General features: G+C 73.7%; 17 protein-coding genes. 13 read left to right on the top strand and 4 right to left on the bottom strand.

The genetic code is table 11. The annotated features are described in order from the left end of the window. Positions 1-588: a TetR/AcrR family transcriptional regulator gene (locus tag ABIA36_RS04405; protein ID WP_369961053.1), complete on the bottom strand. Its 588-nt coding sequence runs from the start codon at positions 586-588 to the stop codon at positions 1-3. A gap of 185 nt (positions 589-773) precedes the next feature. Between ABIA36_RS04405 and ABIA36_RS04400 the strand changes: the two genes are divergently transcribed. Then, entirely contained in the window at positions 774-2,441 is a 1,668-nt protein-coding gene (locus tag ABIA36_RS04400; protein WP_369961052.1) for an MFS transporter, read from the top strand. A gap of 197 nt (positions 2,442-2,638) precedes the next feature. On the opposite strand, the gene ABIA36_RS04395 is transcribed toward ABIA36_RS04400, so the two are convergent. After that, entirely contained in the window at positions 2,639-3,169 is a 531-nt protein-coding gene (locus ABIA36_RS04395; RefSeq protein ID WP_369961050.1) for a GIY-YIG nuclease family protein, read from the bottom strand. A gap of 198 nt (positions 3,170-3,367) precedes the next feature. Between ABIA36_RS04395 and ABIA36_RS04390 the strand changes: the two genes are divergently transcribed. The 9 genes from ABIA36_RS04390 to ABIA36_RS04350 all read left to right on the top strand — a co-directional run bounded on the left by ABIA36_RS04390 (position 3,368) and on the right by ABIA36_RS04350 (position 17,668). Continuing rightward, on the top strand, positions 3,368-5,005 hold the full coding sequence (locus ABIA36_RS04390; protein ID WP_369961049.1) for an ABC transporter substrate-binding protein: 1,638 nt from the start codon (positions 3,368-3,370) through the stop codon (positions 5,003-5,005). Further along, the gene (locus ABIA36_RS04385) at positions 4,983-6,032 is read left to right on the top strand and encodes an ABC transporter permease (RefSeq protein WP_369961048.1); all 1,050 of its coding nucleotides are present in this window, start codon (positions 4,983-4,985) and stop codon (positions 6,030-6,032) included. The genes ABIA36_RS04390 and ABIA36_RS04385 overlap by 23 nt, the downstream gene beginning before the upstream one ends. Beyond that, a complete protein-coding gene (locus tag ABIA36_RS04380) occupies positions 6,029-6,952 on the top strand; it encodes an ABC transporter permease (protein ID WP_369961047.1) in 924 nt (307 codons plus the stop codon). Before ABIA36_RS04385 ends, ABIA36_RS04380 begins: the two co-directional genes overlap by 4 nt. A 134-nt stretch (positions 6,953-7,086) precedes the next feature. Continuing rightward, positions 7,087-8,688: a dipeptide ABC transporter ATP-binding protein gene (locus ABIA36_RS04375; RefSeq protein ID WP_369962076.1), complete on the top strand. Its 1,602-nt coding sequence runs from the start codon at positions 7,087-7,089 to the stop codon at positions 8,686-8,688. Continuing rightward, entirely contained in the window at positions 8,685-10,088 is a 1,404-nt protein-coding gene (locus ABIA36_RS04370; protein ID WP_369961046.1) for an LLM class flavin-dependent oxidoreductase, read from the top strand. Before ABIA36_RS04375 ends, ABIA36_RS04370 begins: the two co-directional genes overlap by 4 nt. A gap of 53 nt (positions 10,089-10,141) precedes the next feature. Beyond that, a complete protein-coding gene (locus ABIA36_RS04365; RefSeq protein WP_369961045.1) occupies positions 10,142-13,174 on the top strand; it encodes an FtsX-like permease family protein in 3,033 nt (1,010 codons plus the stop codon). After that, entirely contained in the window at positions 13,174-15,912 is a 2,739-nt protein-coding gene (locus tag ABIA36_RS04360) for an FtsX-like permease family protein (protein ID WP_369961044.1), read from the top strand. Before ABIA36_RS04365 ends, ABIA36_RS04360 begins: the two co-directional genes overlap by 1 nt. Then, the gene (locus ABIA36_RS04355; RefSeq protein ID WP_369961043.1) at positions 15,909-16,859 is read left to right on the top strand and encodes an ABC transporter ATP-binding protein; all 951 of its coding nucleotides are present in this window, start codon (positions 15,909-15,911) and stop codon (positions 16,857-16,859) included. Before ABIA36_RS04360 ends, ABIA36_RS04355 begins: the two co-directional genes overlap by 4 nt. Next, on the top strand, positions 16,856-17,668 hold the full coding sequence (locus ABIA36_RS04350) for an ABC transporter ATP-binding protein (RefSeq protein ID WP_369961042.1): 813 nt from the start codon (positions 16,856-16,858) through the stop codon (positions 17,666-17,668). The genes ABIA36_RS04355 and ABIA36_RS04350 overlap by 4 nt, the downstream gene beginning before the upstream one ends. Positions 17,669-17,678: 10 nt before the next feature. On the opposite strand, the gene ABIA36_RS04345 is transcribed toward ABIA36_RS04350, so the two are convergent. Continuing rightward, a complete protein-coding gene (locus ABIA36_RS04345) occupies positions 17,679-18,602 on the bottom strand; it encodes a Ppx/GppA family phosphatase (protein ID WP_369961041.1) in 924 nt (307 codons plus the stop codon). 463 nt (positions 18,603-19,065) lie between these two features. Between ABIA36_RS04345 and ABIA36_RS04340 the strand changes: the two genes are divergently transcribed. The 3 genes from ABIA36_RS04340 to ABIA36_RS04330 are packed head-to-tail and all read left to right on the top strand — an operon-like array spanning position 19,066 to position 21,190. Beyond that, complete coding sequence (locus ABIA36_RS04340) at positions 19,066-19,512, top strand: MaoC family dehydratase N-terminal domain-containing protein (RefSeq protein ID WP_369961040.1); 447 nt, start codon at positions 19,066-19,068, stop codon at positions 19,510-19,512. Beyond that, positions 19,512-19,937, top strand: coding sequence for a MaoC family dehydratase (locus tag ABIA36_RS04335; RefSeq protein ID WP_369961039.1), 426 nt, complete (start codon positions 19,512-19,514; stop codon positions 19,935-19,937). The genes ABIA36_RS04340 and ABIA36_RS04335 overlap by 1 nt, the downstream gene beginning before the upstream one ends. Then, entirely contained in the window at positions 19,934-21,190 is a 1,257-nt protein-coding gene (locus ABIA36_RS04330; protein ID WP_369961038.1) for a UDP-N-acetylmuramate dehydrogenase, read from the top strand. The genes ABIA36_RS04335 and ABIA36_RS04330 overlap by 4 nt, the downstream gene beginning before the upstream one ends. A 9-nt stretch (positions 21,191-21,199) precedes the next feature. Here the strand turns inward: ABIA36_RS04330 and ABIA36_RS04325 are convergent, their stop codons facing one another. Continuing rightward, the gene (locus tag ABIA36_RS04325; protein WP_369961037.1) at positions 21,200-23,317 is read right to left on the bottom strand and encodes a RecQ family ATP-dependent DNA helicase; all 2,118 of its coding nucleotides are present in this window, start codon (positions 23,315-23,317) and stop codon (positions 21,200-21,202) included. Positions 23,318-23,438 lie beyond the last annotated feature (121 nt).

Below are 23,438 nucleotides of genomic sequence, written 5' to 3'. Positions count from 1 at the left end.
TCAGCGGGCGCGGAGGCCGTCGATCGCCATGGCGACGACGCGGTCGCGCTGCGCGTCGTCGTCGAACGCGACGCCGGCGATGCCGGAGACCATGCGGATCACGTCGCCGATGGTGGCGTCGGTGCGCAGCTCGCCGGCCTCCTGCGCGCGGCGGACCAGCGGCTCGCCCGCATCATAGAGCGACGTGCGGCAGCTCGCGAGGACGGGGGAGTCCTTGTTGAGGCCCTCCAGCAGGGCCTTCTTGGTGCCGACGTAGAGCAGGAAGCGGCGCAGCCAGGCCTGCACGGCGTCCCACGGCTCCAGGGAGGCGGCGTCGTCGGCGGCCCGGATCGCGGCCTCGACCTCTTCGACGTAGACCGCCTCGACCAGGGCGTCCCGGGTGGGGAAGTTGCGGTACAGCGTGCCGATGCCCACGCCGGCGCGGCGGGCGATGTCCTCGAGGGAGGCCCCGGCGCCGTCCTCCGCGAACGCGTCGCGCGCGGCGGCGAGCAGGGCGTCGAAGTTGCGGCGCGCGTCCGCGCGCTGCGGGCGCGCGATGAGGGGGCGCGCGGTGGCGGTGTCGGTGGCGGCGACGTCTGTGCCGGTCACGAGGGTGGTCCTTCCGGGTGGCGAAAACTGAGGGTTGCGAAGCGGAGGCACCCTCCGGTAATCTCTTCCTGTAACCGGAGGCTCCCTCCGAACGGAGCCTGCCTCCAATTCTAACTCCTTTTCAGCAGAGATTCACCCGGTCGACCACACGTCGGCCTCCCTTCGAGAACGGAAGACGTACCCCAATGTCTCGATCCCGTCCCTCCGCCACCTTCGCCGTCCTGGCGCTCAGCGTGGCCTCCTTCGCGACCCTCCAGTCGCTCGTCGTCCCCGTCCTGCCGGTGATCCAGCAGGACCTCCACACCACCACCGCCGGCGTCACCTGGACCATGACCGCGTGGCTGATCGCCGCCGCCGTCGCCACGCCCCTGCTGGGCCGCGTCGGCGACCTGGTCGGCAAGCGCCGGGTGTTCGTCCTGGCGCTGCTGGCCGTCGCCCTCGGCAGCGTGATCGCGGCCGTCGCGCCCTCCATCGGCGTCCTCATCGCAGGCCGCGTCGTCCAGGGCATGGGTGGGGCGATGTTCCCGCTCGCGTTCGGCATCATCCGCGACGAGTTCCCGCCGCACCGCCTCCCGTCGGCCATCGGCGCGATCGCCTCGATCATCGCGGTCGGCAGCGGCCTCGGCACCGTGCTGGCGGGCCCGCTCGCCGCCGCCCTGAGCTGGCGCGGCCTGTTCCTCATCCCGGTCGCGCTGACCGTCACCGCCGCGGTGCTCGCCCTCGTGATCGTCCCCGAGTCGCCCACCCGCGCGACCGGCGGCGTCAACCCGTGGTCGGCCGTACTGCTCTCGGGCTGGCTGATCGCCCTCCTGCTGCCGCTCAGCACGGGCGCGCAGTGGGGCTGGTCGTCGCCGGTCGTGATCGGGCTGTTCGCGCTCGCCGCAGTGCTGCTCGCCGCCTGGGTCGTCGTGGAGCTGCGCTCGCGGCACCCGCTGGTGGACATGCGGCTCATGCGCGAGCCGGGCGTCTGGTCGATGAACGCCGCGGCGGTCTTCATCGGGGCCGCCATGTTCGCGGTCTTCGCCTTCTTCCCGCGCTTCGTGCAGACCCCGGTCTCCACCGGATACGGCCTCGGCGCGACCGTCGCGGAGTCCGGTCTGCTGATGCTGCCCATGCTCGTGACGATGGCCGTGACCGGTTTCCTGAGCGGACCGCTGGAGCGCTGGCTCGGCTTCCGCACCCAGATCGTGATCGCGGCGACCGTGATGGCGGCGGCGAGCTTGTCACTGGCCTTCCTGCACGGCTCGCTGGCCGCTGTCGCCACGGCGTCCGGGGTGTTCGGCGTCGGCCTGGGACTGATCTACGCCGCGATCACGAGCGTGGTCGTGCAGAGCGTGCCGGCCACCCAGACCGGCGTGGCCAGCGGGATGAACGCCAACCTCCGCACCGTCGGCTCGGCCATCGGCGCCGCGGTGATGACCGCGCTCGTCACCGGGACGCTCGGCCCCGACGGCCTGCCGGCGGAGACCGGCTACACCGAAGGATTCGCGACGGCGGGAGTGCTGGCGTTCGGCGCGGCGGCGGTGACGGTCGCGGCGTTCGTGGTGCAGGCGCGGGCGAGGCGCAGCGTGGCGAGGGTGGACCTGGCGCCGGCCGACCTGGCGCCGGCCGAACCGGCGCCGGGCGAACCGGCCGACATGCCGGCCGACCTGGTGCCGGCCGACGTGCCGGCCGTGGCCGGGCTGGCCGGGCTGGCCAGGCGCGAGGCGGGCGCCCGCGGCGCGGCGGAGCCGCTCCGCGTCGCGGGCGCGAGCCCGCTCGCCGCTGCCGCCGCTGTCGAGGCGGCCGAGATGGCGCGGCTCGTCGAGAAGGTCGAGGACCGCCAGCCGGAGGCCGCCGCCCCCGCGGCGTAGGTCCGTATCTCCGGAGACTCCCGCTTCGCTGTCGGGAAATCGACCGTAACTCCGGAGACCCGCGCCAGCACGGCGCGGGTCTCCGGAGTTGATGGCGTGGTCACTGACTCCGGAGACCCGGTTGCCGCGGTCCCGGATCTCCGTACGAACGGTCACTGCAACGGCGTGTCACGCCCCGGTTCCGGAGTTGTCCTCCATCAGGCGCGGGCGGCCGCCTCGCTGCGCCAGCGGGCGAGCAACAGCCACGGGTCGCCGACCCGCAGCGCCGCGACATGCGCCAGGAGGCCGGCGTCCGTCTCGAACCACTCGGTCCCGGGGATGCGCAACGCAGCGAACTCGACGTGCCGCCGGTGCTCGAGGGTACGGTCCCCGCGCTCGAAGGCGAGCACCTCATCGTGGGGGAGGCTCGCGAACCGCTGCGCCGGGTTCGCCGAGGTGCCGATCTTGATCCGGTCGCGGTAGCGCAGGTAGTAGACGACGTCCACCCGCGCGGCGGCGCCCTCCGGAGCCGTCTCTCCCACCTGCCACTCGCACACGGCGCACAGCCAGCCGGACGGGTACCGCACGCCGAGCCGGGAGCCGCAGAACGCGCACGGCGACGGCAGCAGGTCGGTCTGGCCGAACTCGCCCTCCACCCACTCGTGCGCCTCCAGAAGGTGCGCGAGGCACAGCGGGAGCGGCGCCCCGGGATGGGCGGGTGCTGCGCACAGTGCGCATGGCTCGGTCACGCGGCGACGGTACCGCGCGCCGCCGACACCCGGTGCGTCACCCTCGCTCATCCCACACCCTCACCCGCTGCGCCAGCTTTCGTGACGGCGTGTTGCGCGGGTGAAACACAGGGTCACGCCGGCTCGACCGCGCTTGCGTCCGGCCCGCATCCTGGGCTGCATCCCGTCCCCCCACCCGATGCGTTCCCAGGAGTCCTCATGCGTTCCCGTTCCCTCCGCACCCTCGCCGGCGCGGCCGTCGCGCTCACCGGTGTGCTCGCGCTCGCCGCGTGCGCCGGGCCGTCCAACGCCGCGACCGGCGGCCAGAAGGTCGACGGCGGCACCATCGTCTACGCCCACCAGCAGGAGCCCGCCTGCGTCTTCGGCGGCTGGATCGAGCAGGCCTACCTCTCATACCAGGTGCTCGACAACCTCACCTCGCTCGACGAGACCCACAAGGTCGTGCCGTGGCTCGCCACCGCGTGGAAGCAGTCCACCGACGGGCTCACCTGGACCTTCACCCTGAAGAAGGGGGTGAAGTTCACCGACGGGACGCCGCTCACCGCCGCAGCGGTCGCCTACAACTTCGACTACTGGGTGAAGGGCGGCAACAGCACCGCCAAGGTCTGGCTCGACGGTTACTACAAGGACGCCAAGGCCGTCGACGACCAGACCCTCCAGATCGACCTGTCCCACCCCTACCCACGGCTCGCCGACAACCTCAGCCAGGGCTACTTCGGCATCCAGTCGCAGCATGCGCTGGAGACCCGCACGAAGGAGCAGAACTGCGAGGACCCGATCGGCTCCGGCGCGTTCACGGTCGACAAGTGGAACCGGGGCCAGGACATCATCCTGAAGAAGAACAAGGACTACACGTCCCCGCCCGCGAACGCGAAGCACACCGGCCCGGCCTACGTCGACACGATCGACTGGAAGTTCGTCGCCGACCCGACCACCCGCGTCGCGGCGCTCCAGGGCGGCCAGGTCGACGCGATCTACGACGTGCCCTCCGTGCAGTGGAGCGTGCTGAAGTCCGGCGGCTACCAGCTCGACAAGTTCGTGACCCCTGGCCGGCCGCAGCAGATCTCGTTCAACACGGCGAAGGGCCCGTTCACCGACGAGCAGGTGCGCCAGGCGTTCGCCTACAGCCTGGACCGTCCGCAGATCGTGAACACGATCGGCCGCGGCGTCATCCCGTCCGAGGGCAACGGCGGCGTCAGCCAAGCGACCCCCGGCTACAGCCAGAAGGCAGCGAACTGGTACACGCAGGACGCGAAGAAGGCGAACGCCCTCCTCGACGCCGCCGGGTGGAGCCAGAAGAACTCCGACGGCGTGCGGGAGAAGAACGGTCAGCCGCTGACCGTGCGGCTTCCCTACGGCGCCGGCTCGATCATCAACGCCGACGGCGCCGCCATCCTGCAGGGGGTGAAGGAGCAGGCGAGCAAGGTCGGCTTCGACGTGAAGCTCATCCCCGTCCCGCAGAGCGAGTTCTTCTCCGGCAAGTACTCCGGACCGGACGCCTACGACCTCCAGGCCGGGTACTGGACGAGCGTCACGGCGGGCATCCTCTACATCAACTGGAGGCCGTCCACCGCCGCCGACCCGAACTACAGCAACAGCGCCTTCTACAACGACCCGGTGCTCGCGCAGTACATCCTCGACGGCAACTCCGCCGCGACCGTCGAGCAGCAGAACGCCGACTACCAGAAGGCGCAGGACTACATCGCCCAGCACGCGCTGTCCATCGGCGTCTACGACCGGCTGAGCACGCTGGCCGTCTCGCCCAAGCTCCACGACGTCTGGCAGGAGCACGCACAGGGAGGACCGACGTTCTATGACGCGTATCTCACCAAGTGAGCCGCTGGCCCCGCTCGCAGGCGCGGAGGCGGAGGCCGCAGCCGGTGGCGCGGCGGTCATCACGACCGTCCGCCCCCGGCGCGGCCGGGCCGTCGGCGTCACCCTCCTGAAGAAGGTGGGCGCGGCGGTCGTGGTGCTCTGGGGTGCGGCGACCGTGGCGTTCTTCGCCCAGCTCGCCCTTCCCGGTGACCGTGCGACGACCATCCTCAACATCCGCGCCGGCCAGGTGCAGCTCCGCACCCCTGCCGAGCTGGAGCAGATCCGCGCCCAGTACGGCCTCACCCGTCCGGTCATCCTTCAGTACCTCGACTACCTGCGCGGTCTGGTCGCGGGTGACTTCGGGACGTCGTACCAGCAGTATCGCCCGGTCACCGCGATCATCGGCGAGCAGCTCGGGAACACCGTCACCCTCTCGCTGGCCGCGATCGCCGTGGCCTGGGCGATCATGGTCGTCTGGGTCACCCTCACCGCCGGGCGCGGTCCGCGGGTGGGCGCGTTCGGCTCGACGGTGGACGTCGTCACCGCGGGCCTCCCGGCCTACTGGCTCGGCATCATCCTGCTGCTGGTGTTCGGGCTGGGGCTGCGCTGGTTCCCGATCATCAGCGGCTCGTCGCCCAACGGGATCGTGCTGCCCGCGCTGACCCTCGCCATCCCGCTCGCCGGCTTCATGGCGCAGAGCGTGCGCACGGAGTTCGAGCGCTCGCTCGACCAGCCGTTCGTGCTGTCGGCCCGGATGCGCGGGATGGGGGAGTGGGGAATCCGCCTGCGGCACGTCCTCCGGCACGCCGTCATCCCCGCGGTCACCCTCTCGGGCTGGGCGCTCGGGGCGACGCTGTCCGGCGCGGTGATCGTGGAGTCGATCTTCTCGCGGCCCGGCATCGGCTCGGTGCTGGTCACCGCGGTCAACTCCCAGGACCTGCCGGTCGTCACCGGCATCGTCACCCTCGTCGCCGTGGTCTACGTGGTGGCGAACCTCATCGTGGACGTCGTCTACACGGTGATCGACCCCCGGTTGGAGCTGTCATGACCTCCGTACCCACGCCCTCGCAGAAGGCCGCGCGACCCGCCCCCGCGGCCTCGACCACCGCGCAGTCGCAGCCGCCTAGACGCCGGGGCGCCGACACCATCACGCGACTCACCCGCGCCCCGTGGGGTCTCTACCTGGCGATCGCCTTCGCCGTCCTGCTCCTCGTCGCGGTGATCGCCCCGCAGCTCCTCACGACTCACCTGCCGACTGCCGACGACTACGGGGCCGCCCTCCAGCCGCCGAGCTGGGCGCACCCGTTCGGCACGGACGAGTCGCGCCGCGACCTCTACACGCGCATCGTCTGGGGCGCCCGCGACTCCCTGACCATCGGCGTGGGCGCCGCGGCGGTGAGCATCGGGCTGGCGCTGATCCTCGGCACGCTCGCGGCACTCGGCGTCAAGCCGGTCGCTGTCGTGATCGACCGGTTCGTGGAGATCCTGTTCGCGTTCCCCGCCCTGCTGCTCGCGCTGCTGCTCATCGCGATCGCGGGGCCGAGCGCGGCCACGCAGGTCTTCGCGGTCGGCGTCGGCACGGCGCCGGGCTACGCGCGGATGATCCGCGGGCAGATCCTCGGCGCGCGGAACTCGGCCTACGTGGAGGCCGCCACGGCGCTCGGGCACTCGCGCTGGCGGATCGTGCGCGCGCACATCCTCCCGAACGCGCTGCGTCCGCTTGTCGCAGTGTTCGCGCTCTCGATCGGACAGTCGATCGTGTGGGCGTCGAGCCTGTCGTTCCTCGGGCTGGGGGTCGCCCCGCCGGCGTCCGAGTGGGGCGCGCTGCTCGACGCGGGACGCGCCTACCTCACCACGGCCTGGTGGCTGGTCGTCATCCCGGGCCTCGTCATCGTCGCGGTCGCGCTGGCCGCGACCACCATCGGCCGTCACATCCAGGCACGCCTGGAGAAAGGGGAACGATCGTGAGCATCGCAGAGCAGAGCACCGGAGTCCCCACCACGGGAGTCCCCACCACCGGCGTCGACCCCGCCGGCGACCTCGCCCGCCTCGACTGGCCCGCCGCGCGCCTGCGCGTCCGCAACCTCCGCACCGGGTTCACGGTGGACGGCGTCCACCGCCCCATCGTCGCGGGCGTCTCCTTCGACCTCCTGCCCGGGCAGTGCGTCGCGATCGTCGGCGAGTCCGGCTCGGGCAAGTCGGTCACGGCGCGCAGCCTGGTCGGACTCGCCGGACGGGGCGCCACCGTGGAGGCCGACCAGCTCGAGCTTCATCACGAGGACGCCCGCGCTTTCACCCCGCGGCAGTGGCGTCGCGTCCGCGGCCGGGACGTCGGTTTCGTGCTGCAGGACGCCCTGGTCTCCCTCGACCCGCTGCGCCCGGTCGGCGCGGAGATCGCCGAGGCCCTGCGCCTGCACGGCTGGGGCGACCGGGCCACGCGGAAGGCCCGCGTGACGGAGCTCCTGGAGAGTGTCGGCGTCCCCTCACCGGACGTGCGGGCGCGGCAGCGTCCCGACCAGCTCTCCGGCGGCCTCCGCCAACGCGCGCTGATCGCCTCCGCGATCGCCCTCGACCCCGACATCGTGATCGCCGACGAGCCGACCACCGCCCTGGACGTCACCGTGCAGGCGCAGGTGCTCGCCCAGTTGGAGGACATGAAGGAGCGCGGCGCCTCCCTCATCCTGATCAGCCACGACCTGTCCGTCGTCGCCCGCCTGGCCGACCACATCCTCGTCATGCGCGGCGGCGAGGTGCTGGAGCAGGGCCCCGCCGAGCGCGTGCTCGCCGCGCCCGAGCACGAGTACACCCGGGCGCTCATCGCGGCGGTCCCCGGCGAGGCCACGCGCGGACGCGCGCTCACCCCGGGCTCACCCGCTCCGTCACCCCGTCCGCCCCTCGGCGAGCCGGTGCTGGAGGCGTACGACCTGGTCAAGCGCTTCCACACCTCCGACGGAACCGTCACCCGCGCGGTCGACGGCGTCTCCTTCACCCTCCGCGCCGGCGAGACGCTCGGCATCGTGGGGGAGTCCGGCTCGGGCAAGAGCACGACCGCCAAGCTCGCCCTCGGCCTCGAACGGCTCGACGGCGGCGACGTGCGCCTCCTCGGCCAGGAGTGGTCGGCGCTGCCCGAGTCGCGCCGCCGCGTGCTGCGCCGCCGCATCTCGGTCGTCTACCAGGACCCGCTGAGCTCGTTCGACCCGCGCTGGAACGTCGAGCGCATCCTGCTCGACGCCCTCCGCTCGGAGCGCTTCGCCGACGGTGCCGCGCGCGACGCCCGCGTGCGGGAGCTCCTCGACCAGGTCGGACTGGGCGAGGAGGTGCTGCCCCGCTTCCCGCTGCGGCTCTCCGGCGGCCAGCGCCAGCGCGTCGCCATCGCGCGCGCCCTCGCGCCTCGGCCCGACGTGATCGTGCTCGACGAGGCGGTGTCGGCGCTCGACGTGACCATCCAGGCGCAGATCCTCGACCTCCTCGTCGCTCTGCAGCGGGAGTCCGGCGTCGCCTACCTCTTCATCTCGCACGACCTCGGCGTCATCAGCCACCTGAGTGACCGCGTGCTGGTGATGAAGGACGGCCGTGTCGTGGAGGAGGGGACGGCCGAGGACGTCTTCGAGCGCCCGCAGCAGACGTACACTCGTGACCTGATCGCCGCGATCCCGGAGTTCGCTCCGGGCGGCCCCCGAACCACCCCGGAAGGCGACGCATGACCACCGAACCCAAGCAGCTCTTCGTCAACCTGTTCGAGATGGCGTGCGTGAGCCACATCACCCACGGCCTCTGGCCGCTGCCGGGCAACAACCGCGAGCGCTTCGCCGACCTCGACTACTGGCTGGAGCTCGCCCGGCTGCTGGAGCACGGCGGCTTCGACGGCATCTTCCTGGCCGACGTGATCGGGGCGTACGACGTGTTCCGCGGCGGCCCGGAGACGGCGCTGCGGGAGGGCCTGCAGAGCCCGAACCTCGACCCGCTGCTGCTCGTGCCGGCGATGGCGGCCGTCACCGACCGGCTCGGCTTCGGGGTGACGTTCTCGACCACGTACGAGCCGCCGTTCGCGTTCGCCCGCCGGATGTCGACCCTCGACCACCTCACCAAGGGCCGGATCGGGTGGAACATCGTGACCTCCTACCTCCCGAACGCCGCCCGCAACTTCGGGCTGGACGACGAGGTGCCGCACGACGAGCGCTACCGCCGCGCGGAGGAGTACCTGGACGTGCTCTACAAGCTGTGGGAGGGCTCCTGGGACGACGACGCCGTCATCGCCGACCGGCAGGCGGGCGTCTTCACCGACCCCGCGAAGGTGCGCTACATCGACCACGTCGGCGAGCGACACCGGGTGGCCGGGCCGCACATCGTGCACCCGTCGCCGCAGCGCACGCCCGTGCTGTTCCAGGCCACCGGCTCGCCGGCCGGGATCGAGTTCGCCGGCCGGCACGCCGAGGTCGTCTTCACGGGAGGCCGCACCAGCGAGGAGTTCCGCCGCAACGCCGACGGGATGCGCGACGCCGCCGAGCGCCACGACCGGCGCCGCGACGACGTGAAGTTCATCGCTATGGCCGGCGTGATCGTCGGTCGCACCACCGAGGAGGCCGAGGACAAGTGGCGGCTGTACCAGCAGCACTCGAGCCTCGACGGCATCCTCGCCCACAGCAGCCTGCCGGTGGACCTGACGGCGTTCCCGCGCGACATCACGGTGCGGGAGGCGCTGGCGCGCGCGGAGTTCCCGGCCGAGCGGGTGCCGTTCCTGCCGCTGGATCGCACCGTGGGCCAGGCCCTGGACTTCATCAAGAACGGTCGCGACGACCGATTCCTGGTGGTCGGCGACCCGAAGACGGTGGCCGACGAGATCGAGCGCTGGCTGGACGAGGACGGCCTGGACGGGATCAACCTCCGGCAGTACCACTCGTTCGAGACGGCGCGCGACTTCGCCGAGCTGGTCGTCCCGGAGCTGCGCCGCCGTGGCCGGCTGCCGCAGGAGGGGGAGCGGTCGGGGACGCTGCGCGAGCGGCTGTTCGGCGACGGGCACAACCGGCTCCCGGAGCGGCACCCGGCGACGCGGTACCGCGGCGGGGCGAACCTGCATCCGGAGGCGGTGGGCGCCGTCCGCTGAGTTCGACGGCGGGATGCGCCGATGATTGCGTGAGCGCACGCTAGGTTGTAAAAATGCGTGCGATGGGGGCGTTCTGGCTGCGGCGAGCCCGCGCGCAGGCCGGCACTCTCGTCGCGACCGGGCTCGTCGTGGTCGTGGTGGCCGCGCTGGCGGCGGTGATGACCGGACTCGCCTTCCGCTCGCCGACCTCCGCCGTCCACGCCACCCTCGCCGCGGAGCCCGCCGCCGTCACGTCGGTGGCCCTCGAGTCGAGCGCGCTGTCCGACGTGGGCGCCCAGGACGCGGAGGTCCGGCGCACGCTGGCGAAGCGGCTCGCCGGCCTCCCGGTGACCGTAGCCTCCTCGTTCTCGGCGCCGTCCGTCCCGGTCGAGGGAGGCCGCAGTGCGCTGCTGCTGGTCGCGGGCGACGGCCTCCGGGAGCGCGTCACGATGACGCAAGGCCGCTGGCCCGGTGGCGGCTCCGCGGAGGCCGCCGTCGACGCCGCCTTCGCCCGCGCCCACTCCGTCGCGGTGGGCGACCGGGTGACGATGCCCGGCCCGTCCGCGCCGGTGACCGTCACCGTCACGGGCGTCTGGCGCGCGACCGATCCCGCGGCCCCCGCCTGGCTCGGCCTCACCTCCGGCGGCGGTCGCATCGTCGTCTCCGCCGCGACGGCCGCGAACGCGACCGATGGCCTGGTCGGACGTTGGGTGCTCACTCCGGACGCGCGCCGCACCTCCGCCGCCGACCTCCCGCGATTGCACGGCGCGCTCGGGGGCGCGGCCAGTGAGCTCAGCGGCGACTCGGCCGCGGGCGCCAGCCCGTTCTCGACCAGCGGCGACGGGGCCGCGACGGTCGCAGCCATGCAGCGGTCGGTCGTCGCGCTGCACGCGGTCATCCCGGTGCCGCTCGCCGTCCTGGCGGCGTGCTCGGCCATCGCGCTCGTCCTGCTCGCGCAGCTCCTCGCCGGGGCGCGCCGGGTGGAGACCCGGCTGCTGCGCTCGCGTGGCGTGACCATCCCGGCCCTCGCGCGGGCGACAGCCGTGGAGGCCGGACTGGTCGCGCTGGCGGCCACCGTCGTCGGGACGCTCGCCGCGCAGCTCGTCCTTCTCGCGACGGTCGGTCCGCCGTCCAGCGCGCTCGACCTTCTGCTGCCGCCGGTGCTGACCGTCGTGGTCGCCATCGCCGCGACGACCCTGACCGTCGTCTTCTCGGCTCGCGCGGCCTCCGACTCGCCCGGTGCCGTGGAGGCCGGACGCGGCCGCACCGCCGTCTCCGCCGGGCTCACCGTGCTCGCCGTCGTCGTCGCCGCCGTCACCCTGTGGCGGTTCGTGGCGTTCGGGCCGGCGGTCGGCGGCGGTGTGGACGCGGTCGACCCGACCGGGGTGGTCGCGCCCGCCGCGGTGCTCTGCGCGATCGCGCTGGTCGGCCTCCTGCTGTTCGGCCCGGCGTCGGCCGCCGTCGAGCGGGTGGCCGGCCGGGGCCGCGGCGTCGCGGGGGTCCTTCCGGCGCGCCAGGTGGGGCGCGGGGTCGCGCTGTTCGCGGGGCCGGTCGCGCTGATCGTGCTCGCGGTCGGATCGCTGACCTTCGCCGCCGGGTACGCGGGCACGTTCGGGGGCTTCCTGCGCGACTCGGCGCTGCTGGTCAACGGCGCGGCGGTGCGCGCCGACCTGGGCGTGGGCGGGAACCCGCGCGGCCCGGGGGACGTGTCCGGCGCCGCGCGCCTCGGGCGGCTGCCCGGGGTCACCGCGGCATCGCCGGCGATCGTCGACAGCGGGACGGTCGGGGACACCGACGTGGCCGTTGTGGCCGCGAACTCCGCGGACCTGCCCGCGCTGCTCCCCGTCGGCGGCTACCTGCTCGACACCGCGACGTTGTCCCGGCAGCTCACCCCGAAGGACGCGCTCGACGGTGCGCGCCTCCCCTCGGGTGCGCGCGAGCTCCGCGCGACCGTGTCCGCGAGCGCGGGAGCCGGCGCCGCCGGTGTCGTGGGGGCGACCGCGTGGCTCGCGACGACCACCGACGAGGTCGTGCCGGTGACCGCCGCGCCCGGGCCGGACGGGTCCGTCGCCTTCGTGCTGCCGTCCGGAGCAGTCCAGCTGGTCGCCGTGGACGCGGACGTGGAGTCCACGGCCGGCGCTGACGACGTGACAGTGACGGTGAGCGGGCTGCCGACCGGCGGCGCGCGCTGGGTGAATGCGGCCGCCGCTTTCGGCTCGGCCAGTCCTTTCCGCGCAGCTCCCTCGGGAGCCGCATCTTCCGGAACCGCCCCGTTCGGAACCGTCCGCGCGGCCTCCCTCACCGGCGACGCCAGCGTGCGGTTCGTCCCGCCCGGGGAGGCCGTCCTCCCGCTCGCGGTCACGACCGCGCTGGCGGGGGACGACTCCCTCCAGCTCGGCCAGCGCATCGAGGTGCACAGCTCCGCCGGCGACGTGCAGGGCACGGTCGCGGCGATCGTGCCCGCGCTGCCCGGGACGACGTCCGAGCGGGCGGTGTTCGCCGACCTGCCCGCGCTCACCGCGGTGCTGCTGCGGTCGTCCGCCTCCGTGCCCCGCGCCACCTCCGTCTGGCTCGCGGCCGGCGACCCGGACGCTGTGGCGGGCGCGGTGCGGTCGGCCGTCGGCACGGAGGCGACGGTGACCACCGCGTCGGGAGCGTTCGTCGCGCGGTTCCTCGGCGGCGCGGTCGTCAGCACCTGGCTCGGCGCCGCCGGCTCTGCGCTGCTCGCGGTCGCCGCTGTCGCCGCGGCGATCACGGCCGCGTTGCGGCGCCGCCGCGGGGAGGTGGTCGTGCTGCGCGCGGTCGGCCTGTCCGGGCGCCAGCAGGCTTGGGCACGCCGGCTGGAGGTCGTCGGCGTCGCGTGCGCGGCCGGCGTCTTCGGCCTCCTGGGCGGGATCGTCGTGGTGCTGCTCGTGGGGAACACGCTGGCCCGGCTCTCGGTCGTGACCGCTCCCGCGACGCTGTCGGTGCAGGGGCGGGTGGACCCGGTCGGGATGGCCGTCGGCGCGCTCGCGCTGGCCGCTGCGCTCGCCGTGGCGGTGTGGGGGTACGGGGTCGCGGTGCGCCGGCAGGCCGCCGACACCGCGTTCCGAGAGGAGACGCGGTGATGGCGCACACCTCCCGGCTCTCCGACGCCGGCCTCGCCCTCCGGGCGCTCCGCGCCTTCCGCGGCGGCCTGCTCCTCCTCGCGCTCGTCACCGTCGTCGCCGCGACGGCCCTCTGTGCCTGGCCGCGCGTCTCCAGCGAACTCCTGACCAGCGAGCTGCAGCACGAGGTCGCTCAGGCGGGCGCGGGCGGCCGGGACGTGACCACCTCCATCCGGACCGGCTCCTTCACCGCCGGTCCGGCTCTCGACGCGAGCGCGGTGTGGCGTGACCTCCCCGGTATCGCGGACACCGTGCGGCAGGGGATGAAGCCGCCGCTGCGGGCAGTGGTCGGTCACGGCGACAGCGCGCAGCAGAGCTACGACGTCACGATCGCGGCTCCTGCCGGGGCCGCGAGCAACAGCCGCTTCTCGGTCGGCGTGGAGGCCTACCGGGGGCTCCGCGACCAGGCGAGACTGGTGAGCGGCGCCTGGCCGAGTCCGGTCGCAGCGCAGGCCGGCGGCGGCTCGCCGGTAGAGGTCGTGCTGACCCCCGCGGCCGCCGAGCTCCTCGGCTGGACGGTCGGCACCACCCGTGCGATCGGCACGCAGCCCGCGCTGACGCTGAAGCTCTCCGGCCTCGTGGAGCCCACGGACGCGGGCAGCGACTTCTGGAACCTCGACGCCGTCCGCGCGCGCGGACACTTCGTGGACGCCGGCGACGCGGGCAAGCAGTTCGGCGCCGTCGTCTGGCTGGACCCCGACTCGTGGCCACGTGTCGCACCGGCCTTCGAGGGCAGCGTCGCCTCCCTCTGGTTCCCGGTCGCGCCCGGCAGTCTCCGGGTGGAGGACCTCCCGGCCGTCCGCGGCGCGCTCGGCAGCTTCCTGGCCCTCCCTCCCGTCGCCCGGGTCGGCGACGTGCCGGTGCCGTTGACCTTCGCGACCAGCCTCCCGACCCCGCTGGACGCGTTCCAGTCCCGCGCGCAGCCCGCGAACACGCTCTTCGCCCTCCTCGCCGCCGGACCGCTCGCGGTGGCCCTGACCGTGCTGGCGCTCGGCGCCCGGCTCGTCGTGCTGCGGCGGAGGGAGGCGCTCGCGCTGATGGCGGCCCGTGGCGCGTCCCCATGGCGGCTGCGCGGGAGCCTCGCGCTCGACGGTGCGCTCGCGTCCGTCCCGGCCGCGGTCGTCGGCCTCTGGATCGCGCTCGCCGTGACCCCGGACGCCTCGCCCATGCTGCTGCCCGTGCTGCTCGCCGTCGTCTGCGCCCTCGCGCCGCCGCTCGCTCTCGTGCTCGCCGCGGGCACCCTCGTCCCGCGTCCGGTCTCGACCCCCGCGCGGTCGCGGTGGGCGTGGGTCGTGGAGGTGATCGTGCTCGGGCTCGCGGCGCTCAGCGTCGTGCTGCTCGCCCGCCGCGGGTTGTCGTCGCCGGGCGGCGGGTTGGAGGTCGACCCGCTCGCCGCGCTCACCCCGGTCCTCGTCGCGCTCGCCGCGTGCGTCCTCGTGCTGCGGGTGACCGTCGTGCCGCTCGCCTGGCTGACCGGCGCGCTGCGGCGCGGCCGGGGAGCCGTCGCCTTCCTCGGGGCGGCCGGCTCGCTCGGCGCAGCGGGAGGCCGTGGACGCGCCCACCTGCTCTGGCCGGTCTTCGCCCTCATCGCCGGCGCGAGCATCGCGCTGTTCTCGGTCAGCGTCCTCGCCACGGCACGCGACGGCCTCGACCAGGGCGCCCGCGCCCGCGTCGGCTCCGACCTGTCGCTGACCGCGGCCTCCACCCTCTCCACGAAGCAACTCGGCGACGTGAGACACCTCCCCGGCGTCGCCGCCACCGCGACCGTCGACTGGGCGGGCGGCGTGGCGATCAGCGCCGCCGGAACGGGGGAGGTCGTCTCCGGCTACCTCGTCGACCCGAAGCAGTTGGCGGCCGTCCAGCGCGACCTCCCCGCCTCCGCCAGACTCTCGACGCTGCTCACCGGCGGCCTCCCCGGCCGGACGGGTGCGGTGCTCGGCGGCTGGGAGAGCCGCATCCCGGTCACCAGCGCGTTGATCGTCGGGCAGGGCACCAATGTGCACCTGGCCGTGACCGAGCTGGACTTCGCGCCAGGCGTCTACGTGCGCGACACCCGCTGGGCGATCATCGACCGCACCACGCTGCCGCACTCCAGCGAGCTCGCGGGGTCGCCGCAGACGGTGCTGGTCGCGCTCGCTCCGGGCGCCGACGCCGCGGCCGTGCATGCCGCGCTGGCCCGGATCGGCGGGAAGGGAGCGCTCATCGGCGACGCGATCGCCGAGCGCGCCGCCCTGCACGCGTCCCCGCTCGTCGCCGGCACCGAGGCGGTCGCGCTGCTCTCGATCGCGCTCACGGTGCTGCTCTGCGTCGCCGCGCTGCTGCTGACCCTCGTGATGAACACCGCCGCCCGCGTCCGGCTCGTCGCCACGCTGCGCACGGTCGGCTTCAGCGTACGCCAGACCGCGGGCGTGCTGGCCTGGGAGCTCGGGCCGGTGCTCGTGGTGGGGCTGATCGCCGGGACGGTCGCGGGACTGCTGCTCCCCGGCGTGGTGCTCGGGCCGCTCGATCTGCGCGGCTTCACCGGCAGCCCGGTGCAGCCGGCGATCGTGCGGGACCCGTGGCTCACCGCCGCGGCGCTCGCCGGGTTCACGGCCGTGGCGGCGCTCGCGACGTTCGTGGCGCTGGCCGGGGCGCGCAGGTCCTCCCCGGCGGCAGTGCTGCGCGCCGCGGGCGACCTGCCGACGACAGGAGGACAATGACCGGGATGACCACCCCGCACCCCGACGCCGCCATCCGCTGCGCCGACCTCGTGCGCATCTTCACCGCCGACGGCGTGGAGGTCCAGGCGCTGCAGGGCCTCACCCTCAGCGTCGACAGCGGCGAGCTCGTCGCCATCGTCGGCGCATCCGGCTCCGGCAAGTCGACCCTGCTCGGCATCCTCTCGGGCCTCGACAAGCCGACCGCCGGCCAGGTCTCCGTCGCCGGCCGCGACCTCCTGGCCCTGTCGACGCGCGAGCGGGTGGACTACCGCCGCCGCACGGTCGGCTTCGTCTGGCAGCAGACCTCCCGCAACCTCCTCGGCTACCTGACCGCCCGCGAGAACCTCGCGCTCGCGATGTCGCTGGCCAAGACCCCCGACCGCGAGCGCCGCTCCGCCGACCTCCTGGAGCTGCTGGAGGTCGCCCACTGCGCCGACCGCCGCCCGAACGAGCTGTCCGGCGGCGAGCAGCAGCGCGTCGCCATCGCCGTCGGGCTGGCCAACGAGCCGCGCGTCCTCCTCGCCGACGAGCCGACCGGCGAGCTCGACGAGGCCACCAGCGCCGACGTGCTGGAGGCGATGCGCGGCGTCAACCGCGAGCTGGGCGTCACCACGTTGATCGTCACCCACGACCCGACCGTGTCCGACCACGTCGCCCGCACCGTCCAGATCCGCGACGGACGCACGTCCACCGAGGTCCTGCGCCGCACCGGTCTCACCGCGGAGGGCGACGAGCACACCGTCGCGGAGGAGTACGCGGTGCTCGACCGCGTCGGCCGCCTCCAGCTTCCGCAGGAGTACCTGACGACCCTCGGGATGCGCGAGCGCGTCCGGCTGGCGCTCGAAGCCGACCACGTCGGGGTGTGGCCGCACGCGCCGCAGCCCGCTGCCGGCCGAACCGACCAGCGCGACCCGGAACCGAACCAGAGCGAGGAGGCCGCGTCATGACCAGCCTGGACACGGAGAACGAGCGCGCCAGGACCGAGCGCGCCGGGACAGAGGGCACTGGGACCGAGCGCACCGATACCGAGGGCACTGCGGGCGCTCCCGCGGGCCCCCTCCTCGTCGCCGAAGCCGTCAGCCGGGTCTTCGACACCGCCGCCGGTCCCGTGGTCGCGCTCGCCGACGCGACCCTGGAGGTCCATCCCGGCGAGCTGGTCGTCGTCAAGGGCCGCTCGGGCTCCGGCAAGACCACGCTGCTCAACGTGCTGAGCGGACTCGACCGTCCCACCGCCGGCGCCGTCGTGGTCGCCGGCGTGGACGTCGCGACCGCCGACGAGGCCGCCCTCGTGCGGCTCCGCCAGCGCGGCGTGGGGTTCGTCTTCCAGTCGTTCGGCCTCATCCCGGTGCTGTCGGCGGCCGAGAACGTGGAGGTGCCGCTCCGCCTCCTGGGCGTCGACCCGGCCGAACGGGATGCGCGCGTCGCCGAGCTGCTCGACCGCGTCGGCCTCGCCGCGCACGCCCGCCAGCGCCCGACCGAGCTGTCGGGGGGCCAGCAGCAACGCGTCGGGATCGCCCGTGCGCTCGCCGCCGACCCGCCGCTGCTGTTCGCCGACGAGCCGACCGGCCAGCTCGACAGTGCGACCGGCCGCCAGATCATGGACCTCCTGGTCGGCCTCGTGCACGGCAGCGGTGTCGCCGCCGTCGTGACGACCCACGACCCGCTCCTGATGGCCCGCGCCGACCGTGTGCTGGAACTGCACGACGGCCGTCTGGGACCGGTGGCGAAGCGCCGCGGCCGTCACGCCGCGGGCTGAACCTCGCGCGTCAGTCCAGGTGGTCGAGGTAGCGCAGGATGATGCCCTCGCGCAGTGCCCACGGACACACCTCGAGCACGGGCACGTCGAACGCGCGCATCGCCTCCCGCAGCACCACCCCGCCCGCCACGATCTGGAACGTCCGGTCCGCCGTGATCCCCGGCAGCGCGGTGCGGGCGTCGGCCGGGAGCTGCGCCAGCCGCGGCACCCAGTCGGCGAGCTCCGAACGGCGCAGGAGGCTGCGCTCCGTTCCGCCCGGCCCGCTCGCGGTCGAACCGGCCAGGCGGGCGAGCGAGCGGATGGTCTTGGAGGTGCCGATCACGTGCGCGGGCCCGGTGTCGGCGAAGCGTCCGACGGCGTCGGCGAGCGTCGCCCTGGCATGGTCGCGCAGCGCGGTGAGCTGGTCGGCGGTCGGCGGGTCCTGGTGCAGGAACCCGATGGTGCTGCGACCGGCGCCGAGCGGCAGGGACACCGCGGTGTCCGGGTACTCGTCCACGCCCGCGGCGATCTCCAGCGAGCCGCCGCCGATGTCCATCAGGAGGATGGATCCGGCCGACCAGCCCGACCACCGGTGCACGGCGAGGAAGGTGAGTCGTGCCTCGTCCTCGCCGGAGAGCACCTGGAGGTCGACGCCCGTCTCCTCGAGGATGCGCGCGAGGATCGCGGGTCCGTTGGCGGCCTCTCGGATCGCCGAGGTCGCGAACGGCAGCAGCTCCTCGATGCCCTCCGCCCGCCCTACCTCCACCGCTGAGCGGATGGCCTCCAGGATCGCCGTCTCGCCCTCCGCGCTGATCGAGCCGTCCTCCGTGATGTAGCGCATGAGGCGCAGCACGGACTTGTGCGTGGCCGCGGGGAGGGGGCGGGCGCCCGGGTGCGCGTCGACGACGAGAAGATGGACGGTGTTCGATCCCACATCGAGGACTCCGAGTCGCATAGTCAGACAGTAGTGGCCGCGGGAGGCCGCGGGCGACGCGCCGATCCGGGGCCCGACACGCGGCCTCGGAGGGGCGACACGCCGTGCGGATGTACCCAGTTCGGAGGGGGCGATGTCGGTGGTGCCGCGTATTCTCGGGGTTGTGGGATGAGGTCCCGAAAAAATCCCCCAAACACTACATGTAGTGGAATGACAATCGTGTCATTCGGGTTATATAGTGGGTAAACACCGCGAGACACGCGAGTGACAAGACTTCAGGGGAGGCCATCATGGACTACGAAAACGACACCGTCGGCGGATACGCGGTTCCGGTCGACCCGATGGACCTGCTGCAGTGCGACAGCTGCCAGTGATCCGCTGACCACAGCTTCGAGAACCCCGGCGCCGAGTGCGCCGGGGTTCTCCTTTTTCTGCCGGGAGCGGGTTTTCGGGGGAGCGTGGAGCGCCTGCGTAGAATCGACGGGTGCCAGTGAATCCAGAGCTCGTGGGGCGCAGCTTCCCGCCCACCCCGCCGTATCTCGTCGGCCGTGAGAAGGTGCGCGAGTTCGCGTCCGCCGTGCTCGCGACGGATCCGATCAGCTTCGACGTGGCGGCCGCGCAGGCCGCCGGTCACGCCGACCTCGTCGCACCGCCGACCTTCCCCGTCGTCGTGCAGCAGCTCACGCTCGACCAGCTCCTCGCCGACCCGGAGGCGGGCATCGACTTCAGCCGGGTCGTCCACGGCGACCAGCGGTTCACGTTCTCGCGTCCCGTCATCGCGGGGGACGAGCTCACGGCCACACTGACCGTCACCGCGGTCAAGTCGCTCGGCGCGCACAGCATGGTCACCGCCGAGTCGGTGATCGTCGACGGCTCCGGCGAGCACGTCGTCACCTCCGTTTCCACTCTGGTCGTGCGAGGAGACGAGTGATGGCCGCCCCCGACTTCGACGCCCTGACCGTCGGCGACGTCGTCGCCGAGCGCTCGTTCGACCTCAGCCGCGACGCCCTCGTCCGCTACGCGGGCGCTTCGGGCGACTTCAACCCGATCCACTACCGCGACGATGTCGCGACCTCGGTGGGGCTGCCCGGCGTGATCGCGCACGGCATGCTCACGATGGGGCTCGCCGTGCAGCCGGTGGTCGACTGGGCCGGCGACCCGGCGCGCGTCGTGGACTATCAGGTGCGCTTCACCCGCCCGGTGGTCGTGGACCCAGCTGAGGGCGCGAGCGTGCACGTGACGGCCAAGGTCGGGCAGCTCGACACCGAGGCCAGGGTCGCACGCATCGACCTCACGACGACCTTCAACTCCGAGACCGTGCTCGGCAAGGCGCAGGTACGCGTCTCGCTGGCGTGAACGACGAGATGACCGCGAGCGACGGAGTGACCCCGAACGACGAGTCCAGCACCGGCGACCGGCTGACCACCGGCGACGGGCTGACCACCGGCGACGGGCTGACCACCCGCGACGGGCTCGGCACGACTCCGCCCCTGTCGGAGTTCACGACGATGCGGGTGGGTGGTGTCCCGCAGGCGCTGATCGCTCCAGCCGACACGGACGCGCTCGTCGCGGCCGCCCGGGAGGTCTGGGCGTCGGGCGAGGACTGGCTGCTGCTCGGCGGCGGCTCCAACACGGTCGCGAGCGACGAGGGCTTCGACGGCACCGTGATCCGTGTGGTGACCCGCGGGGTCGAGCGCCTCGACGCGCCGGAGGGCCGGGTGCGCCTGCGGGTGCAGGCGGGCGAGCCGTGGGACGACGTCGTCGCGTTGACCGTGCGGAACGGCTGGTCCGGCGTCGAGGCGCTGTCCGGCATCCCCGGCTCGACCGGCGCCGCGCCGGTGCAGAACATCGGGGCGTACGGCCAGGAGCTCGAGTCGGCGCTGCTCGGCGTCGACTTCCTGGACGCGGGCACGGGCGAGGTCCGTCGCCTGTCGCGCGCGGACCTCGAACTGGGCTACCGCACCTCCATCTTGAAGCGCGGCCTGCTCGGCGTGGTGCTCACGGTGGACCTGGAGCTCGCGGACAACTCGGTGCCAGGCGGCGTCGGTGCGCCGCTGAGCGCCCCGGTCGCGTACGCGCAGCTCGCCGAATCGCTCGGCGTGCCGCTCGGGTCGCGGGTGCCGGTGGCGGAGCTGCGCCGCGCCGTGCTCGCGCTGCGCGCCTCGAAGGGGATGGTGCTCGACCCGGCCGACCCGGACTCGGTCAGCGCGGGGAGCTTCTTCACCAATCCGATCGTCTCGGAGTCGTTCGCACGCAGCCTGCCGGCGAACGCGCCTCGCTGGCCCGTCACACCTCCGGAGCCGGACGTCGTCATCGGCCTCCCCGCCGGCGGGGTGCACCCGCTGGACATCCCGCCGCTCGCGGACGGCCCCTACGACGTCAAGCTCTCGGCCGCCTGGCTGATCGAGAACGCCGGAATCCGCCGTGGGTTCTCGCTCCCGGGCTCGGGCGCCGCCATCTCGTCGAAGCACACCCTCGCGATCGTCAACCGCGGCCACGCGACCGCGGCGGACATCGGCCAGCTCGCCTCTTTCATCCAGGCGCGGGTGCAGGCGGAGTTCGGCGTGCTGCTGCGCCCGGAGCCGGTCCTGGTCGGGCTGACGCTGTAACCGCATCGGTCACGCCCGCAGCGCCGCCGCGAACGGCAGCACCGCGCCCGCACCCGCCCGACGCAGCTCGCGCCCGGCCACGGTGACGGTCCACCGGCTGTCGATGAGATCGTCGACGAGCAGCACCGGCGCGCCGGCGGGGACGTCGAGGCCGGACGCGTCGAACCGGTCCCAGACTCCCGCGAGCCGGTAGGTGCTGTTGCCGCCCGGGCCTCCCGACGGCCCGCCGCCGCGGAGCGCGAGGGCGCCGAGGTAGGGGAGCCGCCCGATCTGGGCCAGCCCGCGCGCGAGGCCCTCGGTGAATCGCGGTCGGCCCCGGGACGGCACGGCCACCACGGCGGCCGGCCGCTCCGCCCAGTCCCAGTCCGCGAGCACCTGCACGCACGCCTTCAGGACCTCCGGAGGGCACTCGCCGTCCGGTGCGTCGGCGTCGAGCAGCCGGCGCAGCCGTCCGCCCCAGCCGAGATCGGTGAGCCGGGCGAGCACGCGGCCGGGCTCGACCTGCTCGCTCGGGGCGATCTTGCCCCGCATGGGCACGCCGAGGCTGTCGGCGCCGGTCGGCCACAGCTTGCGCGGTTCGACCGGGACGCCCACCCGGTCGAGCTCGGTCGCGATCGTCTGCCGGGTGTCCGTCGCCACTCCCGCCGGGTACCAGTCGCCGGCACAGCGATCGCAGCGGCCGCACGGCCCGGCGTCGGGGTCATCGAGTTGCCGTTGCAGGAACTCCATCCGGCATCCGGGAGTGCTCTCGTAGTCGAGCATCGCCTGCTGCTCGGCCTCCCGCGCCGCCGCGATGCGCTCGTAGCGGTCGCGGTCGTACGTCCACGGCCGGCCCGTCGCCACCCAGCCGCCCGGCACGCGGCGCACCGCGCCGTCGACATCGAGCACCTTGAGCAGCAGTTCGAGCGTGGACGAGCGCAGGTCGACCCGGCTCTCCAGCACCCGCGTCGACTGCACTCGGTCGCTCAGCGCGTCGAGCAGGGCCGTCGCCTTCTCCTCGGTGGGCATCGCCGCCGTCGCGAAGTACCGCCAGATCGCGCGGTCCTCCGGACCCGGCAGCAGCAGCACGTCCGCCGACTCGGTGGCGCGTCCGGCACGGCCGACCTGCTGGTAGTAGGCCACCGGGGAGGACGGCGCCCCGAGGTGCACCACGAATCCCAGGTCGGGCTTGTCGAAGCCCATCCCGAGAGCGCTGGTCGCGATGAGGGCCTTGACCTCGTTGCGTTTCAGCCGCCCCTCGAGCTCCTCCCGTTCGGCCGGGTCGGTCTGACCGGTGTACGCGGCGACATCGTGACCTGCCCGGCGGAGCACGCGCGCCGTGTCCTCCGCCGCCGACACGGTGAGGGCGTAGACGATCCCACTGCCCGGGAGGTCGGCCAGATGCCCGGCGAGCCAGGCCAGGCGCGCCGTCGCGTCCTCGAGCGCGAGGACGCCGAGCCGCAGTGACCGGCGCGCCAGCGGGCCGCGGATGGTGCGCACCGCCGTCGGGAGCGAGGAGCCGTGGAGCTGCTCCTCGACGTCGGCCACCACCCGCCGATTCGCGGTCGCCGTCGTCGCCAGCACCGGGATGCCCTCCGGCAGGGCGGCGACGAGGTCGCGGAGCCGCCGGTAGTCGGGCCGGAAGTCATGGCCCCAGTCGGAGATGCAGTGGGCCTCGTCGATGACGAGCAGCCCGCAACGGGCGACGAGGGCCGGGAGCTGCTGATCGCGGAAGTCCGGATTGTTCAGCCGCTCCGGTGAGACGAGGAGGACGTCCACGGTGTCGTCGCGCAGGCGGGCGGCCACGTCGTCCCACTCGTGCCGGTTGGCCGAGTTGATCGAGAGCGCGCGCACACCTGCCCGGGCCGCCGCCTCCACTTGGTCGCGCATGAGCGCCAGGAGGGGGGACACGAGGATGGTCGGCCCGGCGCCCCGCTCGCGCAGCAGCATCGTCGCGACGAAGTACACCGCGGACTTGCCCCACCCGGTCCGCTGGACGACCAACGCCCTGCTGCGATCGTCGACCAGGGCGGAGACCGCCTCGAACTGGCCGTCGTGGAACGCCGCGTCAGGGCGGCCGACGAGTGCGCGGAGGCGGCTCAGTGCCCGGTCGCGGGTGGCCTCGGGGGCGGTGTCCGTTGTGGTCATGCAGCAATCGTTCCAGACGGCGCCGACGTCGCGACCGTCGCCAGGGAATCTGTGGAAAGGTCGCAGGATCGGCGAACTGTGGAGGAGCGGGCGCATCCCCGGCCTGCGCGCCGGCACCGGG

It is taken from the genome of Leifsonia sp. EB34 (genome assembly GCF_041260585.1).
Lineage (GTDB): Bacteria > Actinomycetota > Actinomycetes > Actinomycetales > Microbacteriaceae > Leifsonia.
The sequence above is the reverse complement of the archived record's forward strand: the minus strand, read 5'-3'. Positions and strand labels throughout refer to the sequence as shown.